Source organism: Fundidesulfovibrio sp. (genome assembly GCF_058402725.1).
Genome location: NZ_JBZVFJ010000003.1, coordinates 15,224 through 31,828, shown reverse-complemented (window position 1 = coordinate 31,828; position 16,605 = coordinate 15,224). Strand labels below are relative to the sequence as shown.

17 protein-coding genes are annotated in these 16,605 nt (G+C 68.8%); 13 read left to right on the top strand and 4 right to left on the bottom strand.

Annotation, left to right across the window (positions count from 1 at the left end; all coding sequences use genetic code 11):
• Positions 1–317: 317 nt before the first annotated feature.
• Genes hemC through ACV4UX_RS00945 form a run of 3 tightly spaced genes read right to left on the bottom strand, consistent with a single transcriptional unit; the run spans position 318 to position 2,130 of the window.
• Entirely contained in the window at positions 318–1,253 is a 936-nt protein-coding gene (gene hemC, locus ACV4UX_RS00955) for a hydroxymethylbilane synthase (RefSeq protein ID WP_491591469.1), read from the bottom strand.
• Positions 1,244–1,486, bottom strand: a complete 243-nt coding sequence (locus ACV4UX_RS00950) for an FmdB family zinc ribbon protein (protein ID WP_491591468.1) — start codon at positions 1,484–1,486, stop codon at positions 1,244–1,246. Before ACV4UX_RS00950 ends, hemC begins: the two co-directional genes overlap by 10 nt.
• 26 nt (positions 1,487–1,512) lie before the next feature.
• Positions 1,513–2,130, bottom strand: a complete 618-nt coding sequence (locus tag ACV4UX_RS00945) for a D-sedoheptulose 7-phosphate isomerase (RefSeq protein ID WP_491591467.1) — start codon at positions 2,128–2,130, stop codon at positions 1,513–1,515.
• Here ACV4UX_RS00945 and ACV4UX_RS00940 point away from each other — a divergent pair.
• From ACV4UX_RS00940 to ACV4UX_RS00900, 9 genes are all read left to right on the top strand, one after another.
• On the top strand, positions 2,101–2,523 hold the full coding sequence (locus ACV4UX_RS00940; protein ID WP_491591466.1) for a hypothetical protein: 423 nt from the start codon (positions 2,101–2,103) through the stop codon (positions 2,521–2,523). The genes ACV4UX_RS00945 and ACV4UX_RS00940 overlap by 30 nt on opposite strands.
• Positions 2,520–3,683 (top strand): ABC transporter substrate-binding protein, encoded by a 1,164-nt coding sequence (locus tag ACV4UX_RS00935; RefSeq protein ID WP_491591465.1) that lies wholly within the window; start codon positions 2,520–2,522, stop codon positions 3,681–3,683. The genes ACV4UX_RS00940 and ACV4UX_RS00935 overlap by 4 nt, the downstream gene beginning before the upstream one ends.
• 94 nt (positions 3,684–3,777) lie before the next feature.
• Positions 3,778–4,902, top strand: a complete 1,125-nt coding sequence (locus ACV4UX_RS00930; protein ID WP_491591464.1) for a branched-chain amino acid ABC transporter permease — start codon at positions 3,778–3,780, stop codon at positions 4,900–4,902.
• A gap of 3 nt (positions 4,903–4,905) precedes the next feature.
• Positions 4,906–5,922, top strand: a complete 1,017-nt coding sequence (locus ACV4UX_RS00925) for a branched-chain amino acid ABC transporter permease (RefSeq protein ID WP_491591463.1) — start codon at positions 4,906–4,908, stop codon at positions 5,920–5,922.
• A gap of 2 nt (positions 5,923–5,924) precedes the next feature.
• A complete protein-coding gene (locus ACV4UX_RS00920) occupies positions 5,925–6,692 on the top strand; it encodes an ABC transporter ATP-binding protein (RefSeq protein ID WP_491591462.1) in 768 nt (255 codons plus the stop codon).
• A complete protein-coding gene (locus ACV4UX_RS00915; RefSeq protein ID WP_491591502.1) occupies positions 6,689–7,414 on the top strand; it encodes an ABC transporter ATP-binding protein in 726 nt (241 codons plus the stop codon). The genes ACV4UX_RS00920 and ACV4UX_RS00915 overlap by 4 nt, the downstream gene beginning before the upstream one ends.
• Positions 7,404–7,967, top strand: a complete 564-nt coding sequence (gene thrB / locus ACV4UX_RS00910; RefSeq protein ID WP_491591461.1) for a homoserine kinase — start codon at positions 7,404–7,406, stop codon at positions 7,965–7,967. The genes ACV4UX_RS00915 and thrB overlap by 11 nt, the downstream gene beginning before the upstream one ends.
• Positions 7,968–7,972: 5 nt before the next feature.
• Positions 7,973–9,709 carry a serine hydrolase domain-containing protein gene (locus ACV4UX_RS00905; RefSeq protein ID WP_491591460.1) on the top strand — a complete coding sequence of 579 codons (1,737 nt, stop codon included), beginning with the start codon at positions 7,973–7,975 and terminating at the stop codon, positions 9,707–9,709.
• 96 nt (positions 9,710–9,805) lie between these two features.
• Positions 9,806–12,133, top strand: coding sequence for an ATP-binding protein (locus ACV4UX_RS00900; RefSeq protein WP_491591459.1), 2,328 nt, complete (start codon positions 9,806–9,808; stop codon positions 12,131–12,133).
• Here ACV4UX_RS00900 and ACV4UX_RS00895 read toward each other — a convergent pair.
• Entirely contained in the window at positions 12,114–13,010 is an 897-nt protein-coding gene (locus ACV4UX_RS00895; RefSeq protein WP_491591458.1) for a LysR family transcriptional regulator, read from the bottom strand. The genes ACV4UX_RS00900 and ACV4UX_RS00895 overlap by 20 nt on opposite strands.
• Before the next feature lie 128 nt (positions 13,011–13,138).
• Between ACV4UX_RS00895 and ACV4UX_RS00890 the strand changes: the two genes are divergently transcribed.
• From ACV4UX_RS00890 to ACV4UX_RS00875, 4 genes are read left to right on the top strand one after another with little or no spacing between them, the layout of a single operon-like run.
• Positions 13,139–13,519: a carboxymuconolactone decarboxylase family protein gene (locus tag ACV4UX_RS00890; RefSeq protein ID WP_491591457.1), complete on the top strand. Its 381-nt coding sequence runs from the start codon at positions 13,139–13,141 to the stop codon at positions 13,517–13,519.
• Between the two features lie 44 nt (positions 13,520–13,563).
• A complete protein-coding gene (locus tag ACV4UX_RS00885) occupies positions 13,564–14,142 on the top strand; it encodes a YkgJ family cysteine cluster protein (RefSeq protein ID WP_491591456.1) in 579 nt (192 codons plus the stop codon).
• Positions 14,143–14,173: 31 nt separating this feature from the next.
• Positions 14,174–15,463 carry a DUF401 family protein gene (locus ACV4UX_RS00880; protein ID WP_491591455.1) on the top strand — a complete coding sequence of 430 codons (1,290 nt, stop codon included), beginning with the start codon at positions 14,174–14,176 and terminating at the stop codon, positions 15,461–15,463.
• A gap of 44 nt (positions 15,464–15,507) precedes the next feature.
• Positions 15,508–16,569, top strand: coding sequence for a D-alanyl-D-alanine carboxypeptidase family protein (locus ACV4UX_RS00875; protein WP_491591454.1), 1,062 nt, complete (start codon positions 15,508–15,510; stop codon positions 16,567–16,569).
• Positions 16,570–16,605 lie beyond the last annotated feature (36 nt).

The following is a 16,605-nucleotide window of genomic DNA, read 5'->3' as shown; positions in this document are numbered from 1 at the left end:
CCCCGCGCGGGGGGCCGTGGCGCTTCGCGCCAGGGGGTGGATCAAGGACTCTTTTGGATTTCTGAAGACACACTCCTTGCGCATCGCCGCTTGCGGCGATGGCAGTCCGCCGGGATAAGCGCCTGCCTTGAGGCGCGTTCCCGGCGGGTGTCCGCTGCTGTGCTGCGTACGGACCAGGACACGATGTCGTGGCCGGTGGAACCCGCGAAGCAATAGCCGGGTCCAGGGGGAGGCTCTCCCCCTGGGAGAGTGCAGAGAGGGCGGAGCCCTCTTTGCCCGCCGGAGGCCTCTTACCCGCCGTCCCCGCCGCGCGCATTCTAGGCTTTGCCTTGTCCGTAGACGGCGCGCAGGATGTCGCCTCCTCCCTGGGCCAGCACGTCTTCGGCCACGAGGCGTCCCAGTTCCGCGGCCTGGCCGCGCGGGGCGCGGCGCTCGGCGCGCACGGGCCGCTTGCCGTCGGGGTCGGCGACGAGACCGGTGAGCGCCACCTGATCGCCATCGAGGCGTCCGTGGGCGGCGATGGGCACCTGGCAGCCGCCTTCGAGGCGCGCGAGGAAGGCGCGTTCGGCGTCCACGGCGTCGCGGGTGTCGGGGTGGTCGAGAAAGGCGGTGAGATCGCGGGTTTTGGCGTCGTCGGCGCGGAATTCCAGCCCGAGTGCGCCCTGGGCCACGGCGGGGAGGAAGTCCGGGGGGCCCAGGCGGACGTTGTGGGGCGCTGTGAGTCCCAGGCGGTTGAGCCCTGCGGCGGCCACGACGATGGCGTCGAACTGGCCGTCGAGGAGCTTGCCCACGCGGGTGTCGAGGTTGCCGCGCAGCATGCGGATTTCCAGGTCCGGGCGCAGGGCGAGGAGCTGGGCCTGGCGGCGCAGGCTGGAGGTGCCCACCACGGCGCGCCGGGGGAGCGCGTCGAGGGAGGGGTACAGGGTGGAGAGCAGGGCGTCGGCCAGGTCCTCGCGCCGGGGGATGGGGCCCAGGGCGAGGCCGGGGCGGCGCTCCACGGGCACGTCCTTCATGGAGTGCACGGCGAGGTCGGCGCGGCCGTCGGCCAGGGCTTCCTCGATCTCCTTCACGAAGAGGCCCTTGCCGCCCACCTTGGCCAGGGGCACGTCGAGGATCTTGTCGCCCTGGGTCTTGAGGATGAGCAGCTGGACGCTCAGGCCCTGGTGGCGGGCCTCGAGGAGCCCCTTGATGTGGTGGGCCTGCCAGAGGGCCAGCTTGGAGCCGCGCGTGGCGATGGTGAGGCTTACTTGCACGTGGAGCAGCTCCCGCCGGAACAACCGGCGCAGCCTCCGCCCCTGGGGACCGAGGCGGGGACGGTGTTGCCCTGGTAGCCGCCGGGGTTGTGTCCGGCGGTGTGACGGCAGGCGCTCATGAGCTTGCCGGTGTCCTCGGAGCCGCATTGGGGGCACGGGGGCTTGGCGTCTCCGAAGACGAGTTCCTCGAAGTCCGCGCCGCACTGGTTGCAGCGATATTCGTAGATGGGCATTGGGTGAGCTCCTTGGGGCCGCGCGGTCAGGGCGCGGCGTCGAGGTAAGGCTTGAGTTCCATGACGGCCTCGAAGAGGTAGTGGTCGGCCAGCTTGCAGAGCAGGTGCCCGCAGGCGATGTGGATCTCCTGGATCATTGCGGTGACGCCGTGGGGCACGAGGAGCGCCAGGTCGCTGAACTGGACGATCTCGCCGTTCTTGCCTGCCATGCCGAGGGTGGTCAGCCCTTTTTCCCTGGCCAGGCGCATGGCGGCCACCACGTTGGGGCTGTTGCCCGAGGTGGAGATGCCCACGAGCACGTCGCCGGGGCGTCCGAGGGCCTGCACCTGCTTGGAGAAGATCTGGTCGAAGCCGTAGTCGTTGCCGATGGCTGTAAGGATGGAGGTGTCGGTGGTCAAGGCCAGCGCGGGGAGCGGCGGGCGCTCGAGCTGGAAGCGGTTGACGAACTCGGCGGCCAGGTGCTGGGCGTCGGCCGCGGAGCCGCCGTTGCCGCAGAAGAGGATCTTTCCGCCCTTGGCGAGGCACAGGGCGAGGGCTCGCCCCGCAGCGACCACTGCCTGTCCGTTTTCGCGAAAGAAGCGCTCGCGCAGCTGCGCGCCTTCCCGTGCGTGCTCGTGGACGATCTCGAGGGCGTCGGTGGACATGTGGCCTCCGTTGTTGGTCGATCCGGGGGCGACAATCTAACCAAAACGCGCTCCAAAGACAACGGCGGCAGCCAGACGGGGAGTGACTGTTGCAATGGTGTGAAATCCGGGATAATCAAGCTCATTGCTTCGATTCAGGTTTCGTGGGCACGCCGGGCATCTTCAACGATTCCGGGAGCGGGCGCAGTGCGGCCCGGCACGGTTCCGCTGAGCGAAACGATGCACGTTTTTGGCGTTCCTCTGGCCGGAACAACGATATTTTTGCAATTTTGTACTTTTTTTTCATTGCCGGTTAAGCTATCAGATGCCCTGCCGCAGCATCGCGGCGGACGTTTGTGGAGAGGCTTCGTTGCGGGCAATCACGCCCAACCCAACCACAGGAGCGGTCAATGAAAAAATTCCTCGTTGCCTTGCTGGTCGCGGCCTTCGCCTTCCCGGCGGCCGCATTCGGCGCCGACACCCTTAAAATCGGCTTCAACATCCCGCTCACGGGCGACATCCCCAAAGTGGGCGAGATGAGCAAGAACGCCGCCGAGATGCTCAAGGAGAAGATCAACGGCGCCGGCGGCCTGGATGTGGGCGGCAAGAAGTACCAGCTCGAATTCGTCTATGTGGACAACGAGGCCAAGCCCGAATCCGCCGTGAACGCCGCGCTCAAGCTCATCGAGGGCGAGAAGGTGCTGGCCATGGTCGGCCCCCAGGGCTCCGGCCGCGCCATCCCCGCCGCCGAAGTGGCCAACAACAACAAGACCGTCATGATCTCGGGCTGGTCCACCAACCCCAAGACCACCCTTGACCGCCCCTACGTGTTCCGCGCCTGCTTCCTCGACGACTTCCAGGGCCCCGTGGCCGCCAAGTTCGCCGCCGAGCAGCTGAAGGCCAAAAAGGCCGCCGTGCTCTACGCCGTGGACCAGGACTACTGCAAAGGCATCTCCGAATTCTTCAAGAAGGACTTCGAGAAGACCAACGGCGCCGGCTCCGTGGTGGCCTACGAAACCTTCACCACCAAGGACGTGGACTTCTCCGCCCAGCTGACCAAGATCATCAAGGCCAACCCCGACATGCTCTTCGTGCCCCAGTACTACAACGAAGTGGGCCTGATCGTGAAGCAGGCGCGTGACCTGGGCTTCAAGGGCCCCATCCTGGGCTCCGACTCCTGGGGTTCCGCCGAGCTCATGAACCTCTGCGGCGACGACTGCAAGGGCCAGTACTTCGTGACCCACTACGCCGCCGCCGGCGCCAAGGGCGCGACCAAGGAATTCATCGACGCCTTCAACACCAAGTTCAAGCAGGTGCCCGACGACGTGGCTGCCCTCACCTGGGACGCCACCGGCATGGTGCTGGCCGCCATCCAGAAGATGGGCGCCCCCTCCGGCGACCTGGTCAAGGACCGCGCCGCCCTGCGTGACGCCATGGCTTCCATGCGCGGCTACGACGGCATCACCGGCAAGATGAGCTACGACGGCAAGACCGGCGACCCGGTCAAGTGCGCCGTGATCGTCAAGATCACCGACAAGGGCGAGTTCTCCTTCCACGAGTCCGTCTGCCCGTAAGCTTATGACCCCACGGGGCGCGGGCGTCCTCGCACGCCCGCGCCCCCGACGTTCCCCGCCCAGCGGCCCTTAATCCGTCAGCCTCGGGACCAACATGCTCGACACCGTCATCCAACAGGCGCTCAACGCCTTGCAGCTGGGGAGCTACTACTCCCTCATCGCCCTGGGCTACTGCCTGGTCTACGGCGTGCTGCTGCTGATCAACTTCGCCCACGGCGACATCTTCATGGTGGGGGCCTACATCGCCTTCTTCGCCGCCACCTTCCTCATGGGCCAGCACGCGCTCATCCCGCCTGCCTCGCCCGTGGCCGTGAAGCTGGCCTTCGCGGGCTTCTTCGCCCTCCTGCCGACGTTCGCCATGGCTTGGTGGCTCGGCAGAAAACGAAGTCAGGGCGCGGCGCTCACCGTGAACTACCCCGCCGTGGTAGGCGGCGTGTTCGTGGTGTTCTCGGCCGCCGTCTACTATTTCGGCCAGAGCGTCTCCATCGCCTCGGGCACGGACAAACTGGTGGTCTTCGCCGTGACCATCCCCCTGACCATGGTGCTCACCTCCGTTGTGGGCGTGTTCATCGAGCGCGTGGCCTACAAGCCCCTGCGCCTCAAGGGGGCCAACCGCCTCTACGTGGTCATCACGGCCCTGATGATGGGCATCATCCTGGAATACGGCAACCTGTCGCTGTTGGGCACGAGCCGCCTCTCCTTCCCCACGCTCCTGCCGCGCACCGTGTTCGACGTGCTGGGGGCCAAGATCACCATCACCAAGCTCTCGGGCATCGCCGTGAGCTTCCTGGTGTTCGCCCTGCTCCAGTGGATCGTCACGCGCACCAAGCTCGGCATGGCCATGCGCGCCGTGTCCTACGACAAATTCGCCGTGCCCCTCATGGGCATCCCCCTGGACGCGGTGATCATCTTCACCTTCTTCCTGGGCTCCTCCATGGCCGGCCTCGCGGGCATGTTCTACGCCATGAACTTCCCCGTGCTGGACCCCTTCATGGGCGCGCTGGTGGGCTGGAAGGCCTTCGTGGCCGCCGTAGTGGGCGGCATCGGCGACATCCGGGGCGCCTTCGTGGGCGGTTTCCTCCTGGCCTTTCTGGAAGTGACCGTGGCCGCCGTGTTCAGCTCCGAGCTGCGCGACCTGATCAGCTTCACCATCCTTCTGGGCATCCTCACCTGGAAGCCAACGGGGCTTTTCGGCAAGCCCAAAACCACGAAGATCTAAGCCATGGGCAAGTCACTCTCCGTTCCGGCTCTCCTGGCAGCCCTGCTGCTGATGGCCGTGGCCGCCGCCAAGATGGGCATTCTGGGCCAGTACGCCGTCACCTTCCTGTGCAGCATGGGCATCTTCATCATCCTTTCGGCCAGCCTGAACCTCGTCAACGGCTACATGGGCGAGTTCAGCTGCGGCCACGCCGGGTTCATGGCCGTGGGGGCCTACGCCTCGTCCATCCTGGGCGTGTTCCTCTTCGTGCCCGACCAGGTGTTCGGCCAGCCCCTGCTCTCCATGGCCTGGACACCCTGGGCCTTCCCGATCATCCTGGCTGCGGGCTTCGCGGCTGCGGCCCTGGCCGGGCTGGTGGTGGCCATCCCCTCCTTCAAGACGCGCGGCGACTACCTGGCCGTGATCACCCTGGCGGCGGGCTACATCATCAAGAGCGCCATCGAGAACGTGGAGGCCGTGGGCGGCCCCCGGGGCTTCATGGGCATGGGCAAGATCGTCCAGGGCATGGACGCCGTGGCCAAGCTCCCCTGGATGCTCGTGTGGATCTTCCTGGGCGTGGTGTTCACCATCTGGGTGCTGCGCCGCTTCGTCTACTCCACCCTTGGCAAGGGGGTCATGGCCATCCACCAGGACGAGGTGGCCGCCGAGATCATGAGCGTGAACACCAACAAGATGAAGCTCATCGCCTTCATGCTCTCCTCCGGGCTCGCGGGCCTGGCGGGGGGGCTCTTCGCCTACATGGTGAGCTTCGTGAACCCGGCCTCGTTCACCATCCTGCGCTCCACCGAGTGCCTGGTGATGGTCTACCTGGGCGGCATGGGCTCGCTCACGGGGTCGGTGCTTTCGGCCATCGTCTTCGCGGTGATGCTCGAGTTCCTCAAGCCCCTGGAGCAGCTCAAGTGGGTGGCCATTCCCCTGCTGCTCATCCTGCTCATGCAGTTTCGGCCCGAAGGCATCATGGGCAACCGCGAGCTCTCGGACCTCTTCCCCAAACTCAAGCGCTACTACAGGTTCAAATAGCCATGGCCCTGCTCGAAATCACCGATCTCACCCAGCGCTTCGGCGGGCTCATCGCGGTCAACGACTTCTCGGTGCGCCTTGAAGGCCGGGAATTGAACGCCCTCATCGGACCCAACGGAGCGGGCAAGACCACCGTGTTCAACCTGGTCAGCGGCTTCTACCAGCCCACATCGGGTTCCATCACCATCAACGGCGTGAACACCCGGGGCATGAAGCCCCATCAGGTGACCAGCCTGGGCGTGGCCCGCACCTTCCAGAACATACGCCTCTGGAACGACATGACCGTGCTCGACAACATCCGCGTGAGCCAGCACTCCCGCCTGGGATACTCCCTGGCCGACTCCATCCTGCGCACGAAACGCTACGCCGACCGCGAGGCCGCCATCGAGCGCACCGCCATGGAGCTGCTGGAGTTCATGGGCATGAAGGACCTGGCCAACGAGTTCCCCCCCAACCTCTCCTACGGCACCCAGCGCAAGGTGGAGATCGCGCGCGCCCTCTCCACCAAGCCCAAGCTCCTGCTCCTGGACGAGCCCGCCGCGGGCCTTCCCTCCTCCGACGTGGTGGAGCTGATCCGCCTGATCGAATGGATCTACAAGGAGTTCGACCTGGCCATCTGGATGATCGAACACCAGATGACCGTGGTCATGAGCCTGTGCAAATGGATCAAGGTGATCGACTTCGGCGCCACCATCGCCGAGGGCACCCCCGAGGACATCCGCAACAACCCCACGGTGATCAAAGCCTACCTGGGCGACGAGGCCATCTGATGCTTTGCGTCTCCAATCTCAAGGTCAAATACGGCAACATCGAGGCCCTGCACGGCGTGAGCTTCACCGTGGAGAAGGGCGAGATCGTCACCCTCATCGGGGCCAACGGCGCGGGGAAAACCACCACGCTGTTGACCATCGCCCGCCTGGGGCCGCCGGAAGGGCCCCGCGTCACCCAGGGCGACGTGACCCTGAACGGGCAGAGCCTGCTCCCCGTGCCGCCCCACCAGGTGGTGGCCAACCTGCGCATGGCCCTGGTGCCCGAAGGACGCCACATCTTCGGCAACCTCTCCGTGATGGACAACCTCACCCTGGCCACCTACGCCCGCCAGGACAAGGACCGCGCCGCCAAGGACCTGGATTTCGTCTTCGAGCTCTTCCCCCGCCTGGCCGAGCGCCGCAAGCAGCGCTCCGAGTCGCTCTCGGGCGGCGAGCAGCAGATGCTGGCCGTGGGCCGCGCCCTCATGAGCGGGGCAGACTTCATCCTCCTGGACGAGCCCAGCATGGGCCTGGCGCCGCTGCTCATGTACGACATGTTCCGCACCCTCAAGAAGCTCAACCAGCAGGGCATGACCATCCTCCTGGTGGAGCAGAACGCCCGTCTGGCCCTGGACTTCGCCCACCGGGGCTATGTGCTGGACACCGGGCGCATCGTCGCGGAAGGCCCCTGCGACGAACTGCGCGACAACCCGGACGTGAAGAAGGCCTATCTTGGCGGTTGAGGCCGTGACGCCCTTCGCCCCCCTGAGGCGCATCTCCGACGAGCGCTGCGTGAGCCTCATCGGCATCGCTGGAGCAGGCAAGTCCACCCTGGGCAAGGCTCTGGCAGCCAGACTCGGCTGGGCGCACCTGGACACGGACCGGCTCATCGAGGCCACCCTGGGCCAGCCCCTCCAGACCATCCTGGACGAGCGAGGCCTCACGGGCTTCCTGGCCGCCGAGGAAGCCATGGTGGCCACCCTCGGGGTGAAGCGCACGGTGGTCTCCACCGGGGGCAGCGTGGTCTACAGCCGCAAGGCCGTGGAACGCCTCAGGTCCCTTGGGCCGGTGGTGCACCTGCGCATCGGCCTGGACGACTTCCTGGAGCGCGTGCAGGGCGCGGACGGCCGCGCCTTCGTGCGCCCGGACGGCCGCTCCCTGGCCGACGTGTTCGCCGAGCGCGAACCCCTTTACCGACAGGCCTGCGACTTCTCCCTGGACACCTCCCACGCGGACCTGGACGCCAGCGTGGAGCAGTGCGCCGGCCTCCTGGCCGGGCTGCTCGCCGGGGACTGACCCCCATGGGACGCCTCGCCCTCGCTCTGGCGGCGTGCGTCCTTCTGCTCTTCCCCGCGCCCGCGCGCGCGGCCGATCCGTACGCCCCCCTCAAGAAGCGCCTCACGGAATACCTCACGCGCCAGATGCGCGCCAACCAGGTCAAGGGCCTGACCGTCGTCCTGGTGGCGGGTTCCCGCGTGGTCTGGATGCAGGGCTTCGGCTGGGCCGACGAGGCCCGTGGCGCGCCCGCCGGGCCGGACACGGTGTGGCGCATGGGGTCGGTCTCCAAGGTGGTCACCAGCTACCGCGCCGCCATGCTGGCCCAGGCCGGACGCCTGGACCTGGACGGCGACGTGCGCCGCCACGTGCCGGGCTTCGCCGTGCGAAGCCGCTTCCCCGAGGCCGCCATCACCCCGCGCATGCTCATGACCCACCACTCCGGGCTGCCCACGGACATCCTGGCGGGCATGTGGACCGACCGCCCCGAGAGCCTGGAGGCCTTCATCCCCCGCATCGCGCGGGAATCCCTGTGCAGCCCGCCCGGGCGCGAGTGGCGCTATTCCAACGTGGGCTTCTCCCTGCTGGGCCGGGTGATCGAAGAGGTGGAGGGCTTGCCCTTCGCGCAGGCCATGCGCCGGGGCCTGCTGGCCCCCTTGGGCATGGCCGACTCCTCCTTCGAACTCGCTCCGGCGCTGGCCCCGCGCCTGGCCCAGGGCTACGCGGCGGGACGCCCGGCCCCGAGCCCGCCCCTGCGCGACCAGCCCGCCGGATCGCTCTATTCCACGGCCGGAGACATGGCCCGTTTCCTGGGCTTCGCGCTCTCCGGCGGACGGGGCCTGCTCTCCGAGGAGTGGACCCAGCGCATGGGCGTTGTGCAATTCCCCGGCCAGCCCCTGGATTTCGGCCTGGAAATGGGCCTTGGCTGGATGGTCTCCGGGCTTTCCACGGCAGACGGCCACCGGCTGTGGTGGCACGGCGGCGCGGCCGCGCCCTTCCAGACCCTGGTTGTGGTCCAGCCCGACGAGGACCTGGGAGTGGCGCTGCTTTCCAACTCCATGGAAGCTTCCCGCTTCCTGCCCCGGGCGGCGCTCATGGCCCTGGACATGGCCCTGGAGGCCAGGACCGGGCGGCGCGCCCCGCCTCCTCCCCGCATCCCGCCGCCGAGGATCGTGCGCCTGGCCGCCGAGGAACTGGCCGCCTTCGCCGGTCCCTACGCCACCGTGGGCGCGCAGCTGGGCAACGTGCGCACGGCCGGAGCCGCACTTGCCGCCGACATCCCGGGCCGGGCCTTCGAGATGGTCCCCCTGCTGGACGGGACCTTCGCCGTGCAACGCGACACCCTGGCCGGGCTCTTCCCGCGCCTGGACCGCGAGCTCTCCGTGCGCCCGGTCCGTGCGGACGGACGGCGCTTCCTGGTGCTCGAAGGGCAGCCCATGCCGCTGCCCTTCGAGCAGCTCCCACGCGATCCCATCCCCCCGGCCTGGGTCGGCCGATTGGGCGCGTACGCCCCGGACGGCCCTTGCGAGGGCCTGTGCTACGTCCGCCTGGAGCTGGCCCAGGCCCAGGACGGCGTGCTCACGGCCCGGCTCTTCCTGGCGGCCGGGTCCGCTCCGCCGGGGCCTCCCGCCGTGTTCCCGCTGCTGCCGGTCTCGGACGACGAGGCCGTGGTCGCCGGAGCGGGCATCAACTCGGGCCAGGCCGTGCGCGCGGTGGAAGGCGGCCTGTACCATTCGGGCGCCCTGTTCCGCCCGGCGCGCTGAGCCCACCGTCCACGCCGTTGCGCTGGACTTCCTTCGTGTTTTGGTATCTACGGTCAAACAAAGACCGTCCCGATCGATCAACTCTCCGGTGAGCGTATGGCAGCCCACGGCAACGCGACCACTACCCGCTGGACCCTCCCCCGGGCCCTGACCCTGGTGGTGTTGGCCGCCCTGCTCCCGGCCATGGCCGTGCTGACCCTGACCGGCCTGGAACAGCGCGACCACGCCCGGCGCGACGCCCTCGACAAGGCCCAGGGCCTGGCGCGGAGCCTTTCCGCCCTGCACAAGGCCTCCGCCGGGGAGGCCCGGGCCATGCTCTCGGCCCTGGCCCGCTCGCGCATGGTGCAAACGCGCGACCTCGCGAGCAGCGCAGAGGTCTTCGCGGGCATCCTGGCCGACAATCCGCAGATGACCAACGTCTTCCTGGCCGACTCCTCGGGCAGGGCCGTGGCCTCGGGTCTGGCCCCGTTCACGGGGACCGACGTTTCCGACCGCGCCTACTTCAAGAGGGCCATGGCCACGGGCGAGTTCAGCGCCGGGGACCACATCCACGGACGCACCTCCGGACTGCCCATCCAGGTGTTCGCGCTGCCCCTCAAGGACCCGGATGGCCGCCCCGAAGCCGTCCTGGTCCTGTCCTACCAGCTGGCCATGTACGAGCGCTTCCTGCAGGGCTACGCCATGCCCTCCTCGGCCCGGGCGGCCTTCATCGACTCCCGGGGCGTGCGCATGCTGGCCTACCCCTTGGAGAGCTCCCGCCTGGCGGGAACGCCCGTCTCCCCGGCGGTGTGGGAGCGCATCCGGACAGCGCAGAGCGACGAGGGCTGGTTCACGGAAACGCGCACCGGCGGCGCGCCGGGCCTGTTCGTCTTTTCCCGGCTGCGCCTGGAGGGCCACGCGGAGCCCTTCGTCACCGTGGCGGTCTCCTTCTCCGACGCGGAGATCTTCGGCGAGGCCGACCGCAGCCTGGCGCGCAACCTCCTGCTCGCGGCCCTGGCCGGGTTCCTGGCCCTGGCCGTCTCGCGGCAGCTGGGCCGCCGGGCCATCCTGGACGGCATGGAGGGCCTGCGCGCGGCCGCCGCGCGCCTGGGCGGGGGCGAACTGGAGGCGCGCGCGGACGAGGAGCGCGGCTGCCTGGAATTCCGCGAACTGGCCGTCCGCTTCAACGCCATGGCCCAGTCGCTCCAGAACCGCCAGGACGAACTGACCCGCTCCGCCCGGGAGCTGGCCGCCATGCGCAACCTGCTGGCCAACCTCCTGGAGTCCATGCCCTCGGCGGTGATCGGGCTTGACGCTCAGGAGCGCGTCACCCACTGGAACCGGGGCGCGCAACTCCTTACGGGAGTGGAGCCGCCCCAGGCCCTGGGAAGGACCCTGACCGAGGTGTTCCCCTGGCTCGCCCAGCGGGTGGACCACGTGGAGCGCGGGCCCCGGGAGGCCAAACCCCTCGAACTGACGGCCCGCCCCCTCCCAGGGGACGACGGGACGCGCTACATGGACATCCTGGCCAGCCCCCTGGTGGCCAACGGCGTGGACGGCGCCGTGGTGCGCGTGGACGACGTGACCAGCCGCGTGCGCCTGGAGGCCCTGCTCATCCAGTCCGAGAAGATGAACAGCATCGGCAGCCTGGCCGGAGGCATGGCCCACGAGATCAACAACCCCCTCTCCGGCATCCTCCAGGCCGTGCAGATCATCCAGCGCAGGCTTGATCCGGCCAACGACGCCAACCGCGCGGCGGCGAAGGAATCCGGCGCGGACCTGGAGATCCTGCAGGATTACCTCCAGCGCCGGGGCATCCCCGCCTTCCTGGACACGGTGCGCGAATCCGGCGAGCGCGCGGCGCGCATCGTGCGCAACATGCTGGGCTTCATCCGCAAGAGCTCGTCGGCCCGGGTGCCGGTGTCGCTGCCCGAACTGGTGGACAAGACCATCGAAATCGCGGCCACGGACTACGATCTCAAGAAAAAGTACGATTTCCGCTCCCTCGAGATCGTCCGGGAATACGCGCCGGGCATGCCGCTCGTGCACTGTTCCGCCTCGGACCTGGAGCAGGTGGTCTACAACCTGCTGGTCAACGCGGCGCAGGCCATGGCCTCGCGGGAAGCGCCCCCTGCGCCGCCCCGGCTGGTGGTGCGCGTCCACGCCGCCGACGGCATGGGCGTGCTGGAGGTGGAGGACAACGGCCCGGGCATGGAGGAATCCGTGCGCCTGCGCGTGTTCGAGCCCCTCTTCAGCACCAAGCCCCCCGGGGAGGGCACGGGCCTGGGCCTGGCCGTGGCCTGGTTCATCGTGGTGAACAGCCACGGGGGCGACATCCGCGTGGAATCGAGCCCCGGAAGCGGCGCGCGCTTCGTGGTGCGCCTGCCCCTGATCGCTCCCGGACACGCGGACTCCGGCGTGCCCCTCACGCCCCCGGGCGGGTGAAGCACTCGCGCGCCGCCTCCAGGAAGGCCCCGGCCGCTGGCGAGAGCCAGCGCCCCTCGTGGCGCACCAGGAGCACACTGGCCCAGAGCGGCCCGCCGCTGAACCCGGCAAGGGAAAGCTCCCCCCGCGCCGCCTCGGCCCGCACGGCGAACAGCGGACACACCGAGGCCCCCAGCCCCGAGGCCACGCAGCGCTTCACGATCTCCACGCTGGTGCACTCCACCACCGCCTCCGGGCGCACATGGGCCCGGCTCAGGGCCTCTTCGATGAGCCGCCGCGCGCTCCAGACGTAGCGCGTGAGGAACAGGGGCATCCCCGCCAGATCCTCTGGCCTGGCCACGCCCCCGTCCAGCGGCGACCCCGGCGGCAGGATCACCGTGAGCGGCTCGCGTCCGAGAACCTCCACCTCCAGCGACGGCCCCGTGAAGGGCTCGCCCAACAGAAGGGCCACGTCCGTGACCCCGTGGGCCAGGTCGCGCGCCAGCCCCTGTCGGGAGGTCTTGTCCACGCGCAGGCGCGTCTGGGGGAAGCGCTCACGGAACCGGCGCAGCACCTTGGGCAGACGCCAGGCCCCCAGGCTCTCGGAGACGCGCAGGGCCAGCTCGCCCGCCTCGTCGTCCCGGGCCGAGAGGGCGCGGCGGGCCTCGGCCTCCAGGTCCACCAGCCTGCGGGCGTGGGCCAGAAGCCGCCTGCCCTGCTCGGCCAGAAGCACCCCGCGCCCCACGCGGTCGAAGAGCGGCGCGCCCAGGGAATCTTCCAGGCCCTTGAGCTGGGCCGTCACGGTGGAGGGAGCAAGGTGCAGGGCCTCGGCCGCCCCGCGCACGGAACCGGCCGAGACCACGGCCAGGAAGGTCTTGAGCAGGCGCAGTTCGAGCATCGTTCATCATCTCCGAACAGACAGTGCAAAACGATTCGCTTGTCCATCAACATGCCAGAGGCTATCCACTGGATCAAGCATTGAGAACGTCGGCAGCGTTCGGCAAATCAAAACAAAGGAACCCCCTCATGGACGACTCCCTGAAAGCCCTCTCACTGGCCCGCAAGAAGGCCCACAAGCGCCTGCTGGACATGGACTCTCCGGTCTACAAGGCCTTCCTGGACATGGAGCGCGCCACGTATGCCGACGGGGCTCTCCCGAAGCAGGTGAAGGAGCTGATCGCCGTGGGCATCTCGGTGGTGATCGACTGCCGCTCGTGCATGCAGTGGCACGTGGAGCAGGCGGCCCGGTCCGGGGCTGGAGTGCGCCAGGTGCTGGAGGCCGTGGAGGTGGGCATGGAGATGGGCGGCGGACCGGCCACGGTCTCGGCCCGTTTCGCTCTGGAGGTGATGGAGGACGTGTTCGGACGCGAGGCCCTGGAGGCCTCCCGCCCCGCCGGGAAGGTTTGAAATTCGCGGCCGATGGGAGTAGGTGGACGCCTCCGGAGGAACCCATGAAACACGTGAGCAAGCGCACCCTGTCCCGGCGGCTGGCCGCCCTCTACGGCAAGATGGCCCAGGCTTACGCCCAGGCCGCCCCCCGGGGCTTCACCTGCCGGGATTGCGCCAGCAACTGCTGCGTCAGCTACTTCCAGCACCACACGCACATCGAGTGGCACCACCTCTGGGAGGGCCTGAACGCCCTGCCCGCCGAGCGCCGCGAGACGTATGTGGAGCGCGCCCGAGACTATGTGGCCAAGGCCCGCCAGGCCCTGGACGAGGGACGCACGCCCGACGCCATGTGCCCCCTCAACGACGAGGGCGGCTGCGGCGTCTACGAGCACCGCATGATGATCTGCCGCCTCTACGGCGTGCCCAACGTGGTGTTGGGCCGCGACGGCCTGCGCCAGTTCCCGGGCTGTCCCCGCTGCATGGAACTGGCCGACCCGGTCAAGCCCCCGGTGGTGGACCGCACCCCCCTCTACCGCGAGCTGGCCCAGCTGGAGATGGAATACCTGGGGAGCCGCCGCAACCAGACCCCAAAAGTGGACATGACCCTGGCCGAGATGATCCTGGCGGGACCGCCCCGCTAGCCGACGCCCCGCCGGGAAAGGACGTGCGATCATGGTTTTCGAAGGCCTCCTGGCCCTGGCGAAGGTTCTCGGCGTGTTCGGCTGCATGCTGGCGGGCATGCGCCTGAAGCTGGGCATCGGCCCCTCCATCCTGGCTGGGGGGTTCCTGCTGGCCCTGCTCTTCGGCATGGGGCCGGCCGCGTGGGCCGAGGCGGCGGTCTCGGCAGCGCTCACGTGGCAGTGCCTGTCCCTGGCGGCCATCGTGGTGCTCATCCTCATGCTCTCCCACGTGCTGGAACGCACGGGGCAGTCGCTGCGGCTCATGGACGCCCTGGCTGGCTTCCTGCCCAGCCGCAGGCTGCGGCTCATCTTCTTCCCGGTGCTCATCGGGCTTCTGCCCATGCCGGGCGGCGCGGCCTTCTCCGCCCCCATGGTGCGCCAGACCGGCACGCCCCTGGGCGTCACCGAGGACGAAATGTCCCTGGTGAACTACTGGTTCCGCCACGTCTGGGAGCTCTGCTGGCCCCTCTACCCCGGCATCATCATGACCGCCGGGCTCCTGGGCCTGCCCCTCTCCACCGTGGTGGCCCACACCTGCGCGGGCTCCCTGGCCTTCGCGCTCCTGGGCTGGTGGTTCATCCTTCGGCCCATGGGGCCGAAGCTCAAGGCCCTGGACCAGACCGCCCAGGACCAGACGCCCCCCGCGCGCGATCCGCTCCTGGCCCTGCGCCTGGGCGCGCCCCTGATCGTGGCCATCGCGGGCTCCTTCGTGCTGGAGGCGGCCGTGGCTTCTTCCCTCCCGGAGGCCTCCTTCGAGGTGGGCATCATCGCGGCCCTGGCTGCGGCCATCGTGGTGGCTTTCGTCCAGAACCGCGCCGGGCGCGACTTTCTCGTGCAGAGCCTGCTCCAGAAGGAACTGCGCCAGACCCTGGTGCTGGTGGCGGCCATCTTCGCCTTCAACCAGGTGCTCACCGAGGCTTCCGTGGTGCGCGAACTGGTGAAGCTGGGCGGCGACGCGGCCCTTTTGGCCGCCGCCGTGTTCGTGCCCCTGCTGGTGGGCATGGTGGCGGGCATCACCATGGCCTTCGTGGGCGCGTCCTACCCCTTGATCCTGGGCCTGCTGGACCAGCTGGGCCAGCGCGACCAGGCCCTGGCCTGGGCCGTGCTGGCCCTGGTCTCCGGGTTCACGGGGGTGATGGCCTCGCCGCTGCACATCTGCTTTGTCATGACCTGCCAGTACTTCGGGGTGGACCCCGCCCGCTCCTGGCGCAAGGTGGCGGCCCCGTGCCTGGGGCTCTTCGTTTTCGGCTGCGTGTGGTTTGCGGTGCTTCGCGCGCTCTGATCGCGCGTTGACCAAACCGTTCCCAGCACGTAAGGACACGGCGCATGAAGGCGTCCGTTCACTGGAGAACCGCCTGGCCCGTACTCTTGTGCCTGGCTCTGGCTTCGTTTCTCGCCGTATCACTCACCCCGGTGGAATCCCTGGCACGCTCCTCTTCAACGAAGGAGCAGAGCGTCAAGCGTTCCAAGACGGAGAAGTCCGTCCCGGCTTCTGCCCCGCGCACCACTTCCTCCAGGAAGAAGCGCTCCGGGGCGCGCGCAGCCGCGTCCCGCGTCCCCGCTCCTGAAGACAAGCAGGAGCTGCGCCTCAACGTGAAGGCCGCGATCCTGATGAACATGAACAACGGCAAGATCTACTACGAGCACGACGCCGACGAGCGCATCGCCCCCGCATCGGTGACCAAGGTGCTCACCCTCTACCTGATCCGCGAGGCCATGGCTCAGGGCTGGCTCGGCCCCAACACGCCCATCCCGGTCAGCACGGCGGCCGTGCGCACGGGCGGGTCCACCATGTCCCTGCACAGAGGCGAGAAGGTGCCGCTGTCGGAGATCATCAAGGGCATCAGCGTGGTGTCGGCCAACAACGCCTGCGTGGCCGTGGCCGAGACCATGGGCAAGGGCGACGTGCGCCGCTTCGTGGCCCTGATGAACGCCAAGGCCAAAAGCCTGGGCATGACGCGCAGCACCTTCATGACCCCCAACGGCCTGCCCGCCACGGGCCAGCTCACCACCGCGCGCGACCTGGCCAGGCTCTCGGCCGCCTACCTTCGCCGCTTTCCGGAGTCCCTGGTCATCCACTCCATGACCTCCCACACCTACCATGGGGTGACCCACCGCAACGCCAACTCCCTGCTGGGCCGCTACGAGGGCGTCGACGGCCTGAAGACCGGCTTCGTCTGCGCCTCGGGCTACAACATCTCGGCCACGGCGAAGCGCGGCAACACCCGGCTGATCGCCGTGGTGCTGGGCGCGCGCAACCCCGTCGTGCGCGAGGTGGAGACCGCCCGGCTCCTGGAATACGGATTCCAGAAGGCCGCCGAGGACGCCTCCGCGCCCGCCAAGCCCGCCCGGAAGTCCCGCAAGACCACCCCGCAGGCGGAGCAGTGACCCGCCCCTCCACAATGCCCTCACGGTGCGCCCAAG

Excerpts from the sequence above, each read along its gene's own strand:
- ACV4UX_RS00950 (WP_491591468.1), bottom strand. The coding sequence starts at position 1,486 with ATGCCCATCTACGAATATCGCTGCAACCAGTGCGGCGCGGACTTCGAG.
- ACV4UX_RS00945 (WP_491591467.1), bottom strand. The coding sequence starts at position 2,130 with ATGTCCACCGACGCCCTCGAGATCGTCCACGAGCACGCACGGGAAGGC.
- ACV4UX_RS00935 (WP_491591465.1), top strand. The coding sequence starts at position 2,520 with ATGAAAAAATTCCTCGTTGCCTTGCTGGTCGCGGCCTTCGCCTTCCCG.
- ACV4UX_RS00930 (WP_491591464.1), top strand. The coding sequence starts at position 3,778 with ATGCTCGACACCGTCATCCAACAGGCGCTCAACGCCTTGCAGCTGGGG.
- ACV4UX_RS00925 (WP_491591463.1), top strand. The coding sequence starts at position 4,906 with ATGGGCAAGTCACTCTCCGTTCCGGCTCTCCTGGCAGCCCTGCTGCTG.
- ACV4UX_RS00920 (WP_491591462.1), top strand. The coding sequence starts at position 5,925 with ATGGCCCTGCTCGAAATCACCGATCTCACCCAGCGCTTCGGCGGGCTC.
- ACV4UX_RS00905 (WP_491591460.1), top strand. The coding sequence starts at position 7,973 with ATGGGACGCCTCGCCCTCGCTCTGGCGGCGTGCGTCCTTCTGCTCTTC.
- ACV4UX_RS00900 (WP_491591459.1), top strand. The coding sequence starts at position 9,806 with ATGGCAGCCCACGGCAACGCGACCACTACCCGCTGGACCCTCCCCCGG.
- ACV4UX_RS00895 (WP_491591458.1), bottom strand. The coding sequence starts at position 13,010 with ATGCTCGAACTGCGCCTGCTCAAGACCTTCCTGGCCGTGGTCTCGGCC.
- ACV4UX_RS00890 (WP_491591457.1), top strand. The coding sequence starts at position 13,139 with ATGGACGACTCCCTGAAAGCCCTCTCACTGGCCCGCAAGAAGGCCCAC.
- ACV4UX_RS00885 (WP_491591456.1), top strand. The coding sequence starts at position 13,564 with ATGAAACACGTGAGCAAGCGCACCCTGTCCCGGCGGCTGGCCGCCCTC.
- ACV4UX_RS00880 (WP_491591455.1), top strand. The coding sequence starts at position 14,174 with ATGGTTTTCGAAGGCCTCCTGGCCCTGGCGAAGGTTCTCGGCGTGTTC.
- ACV4UX_RS00875 (WP_491591454.1), top strand. The coding sequence starts at position 15,508 with ATGAAGGCGTCCGTTCACTGGAGAACCGCCTGGCCCGTACTCTTGTGC.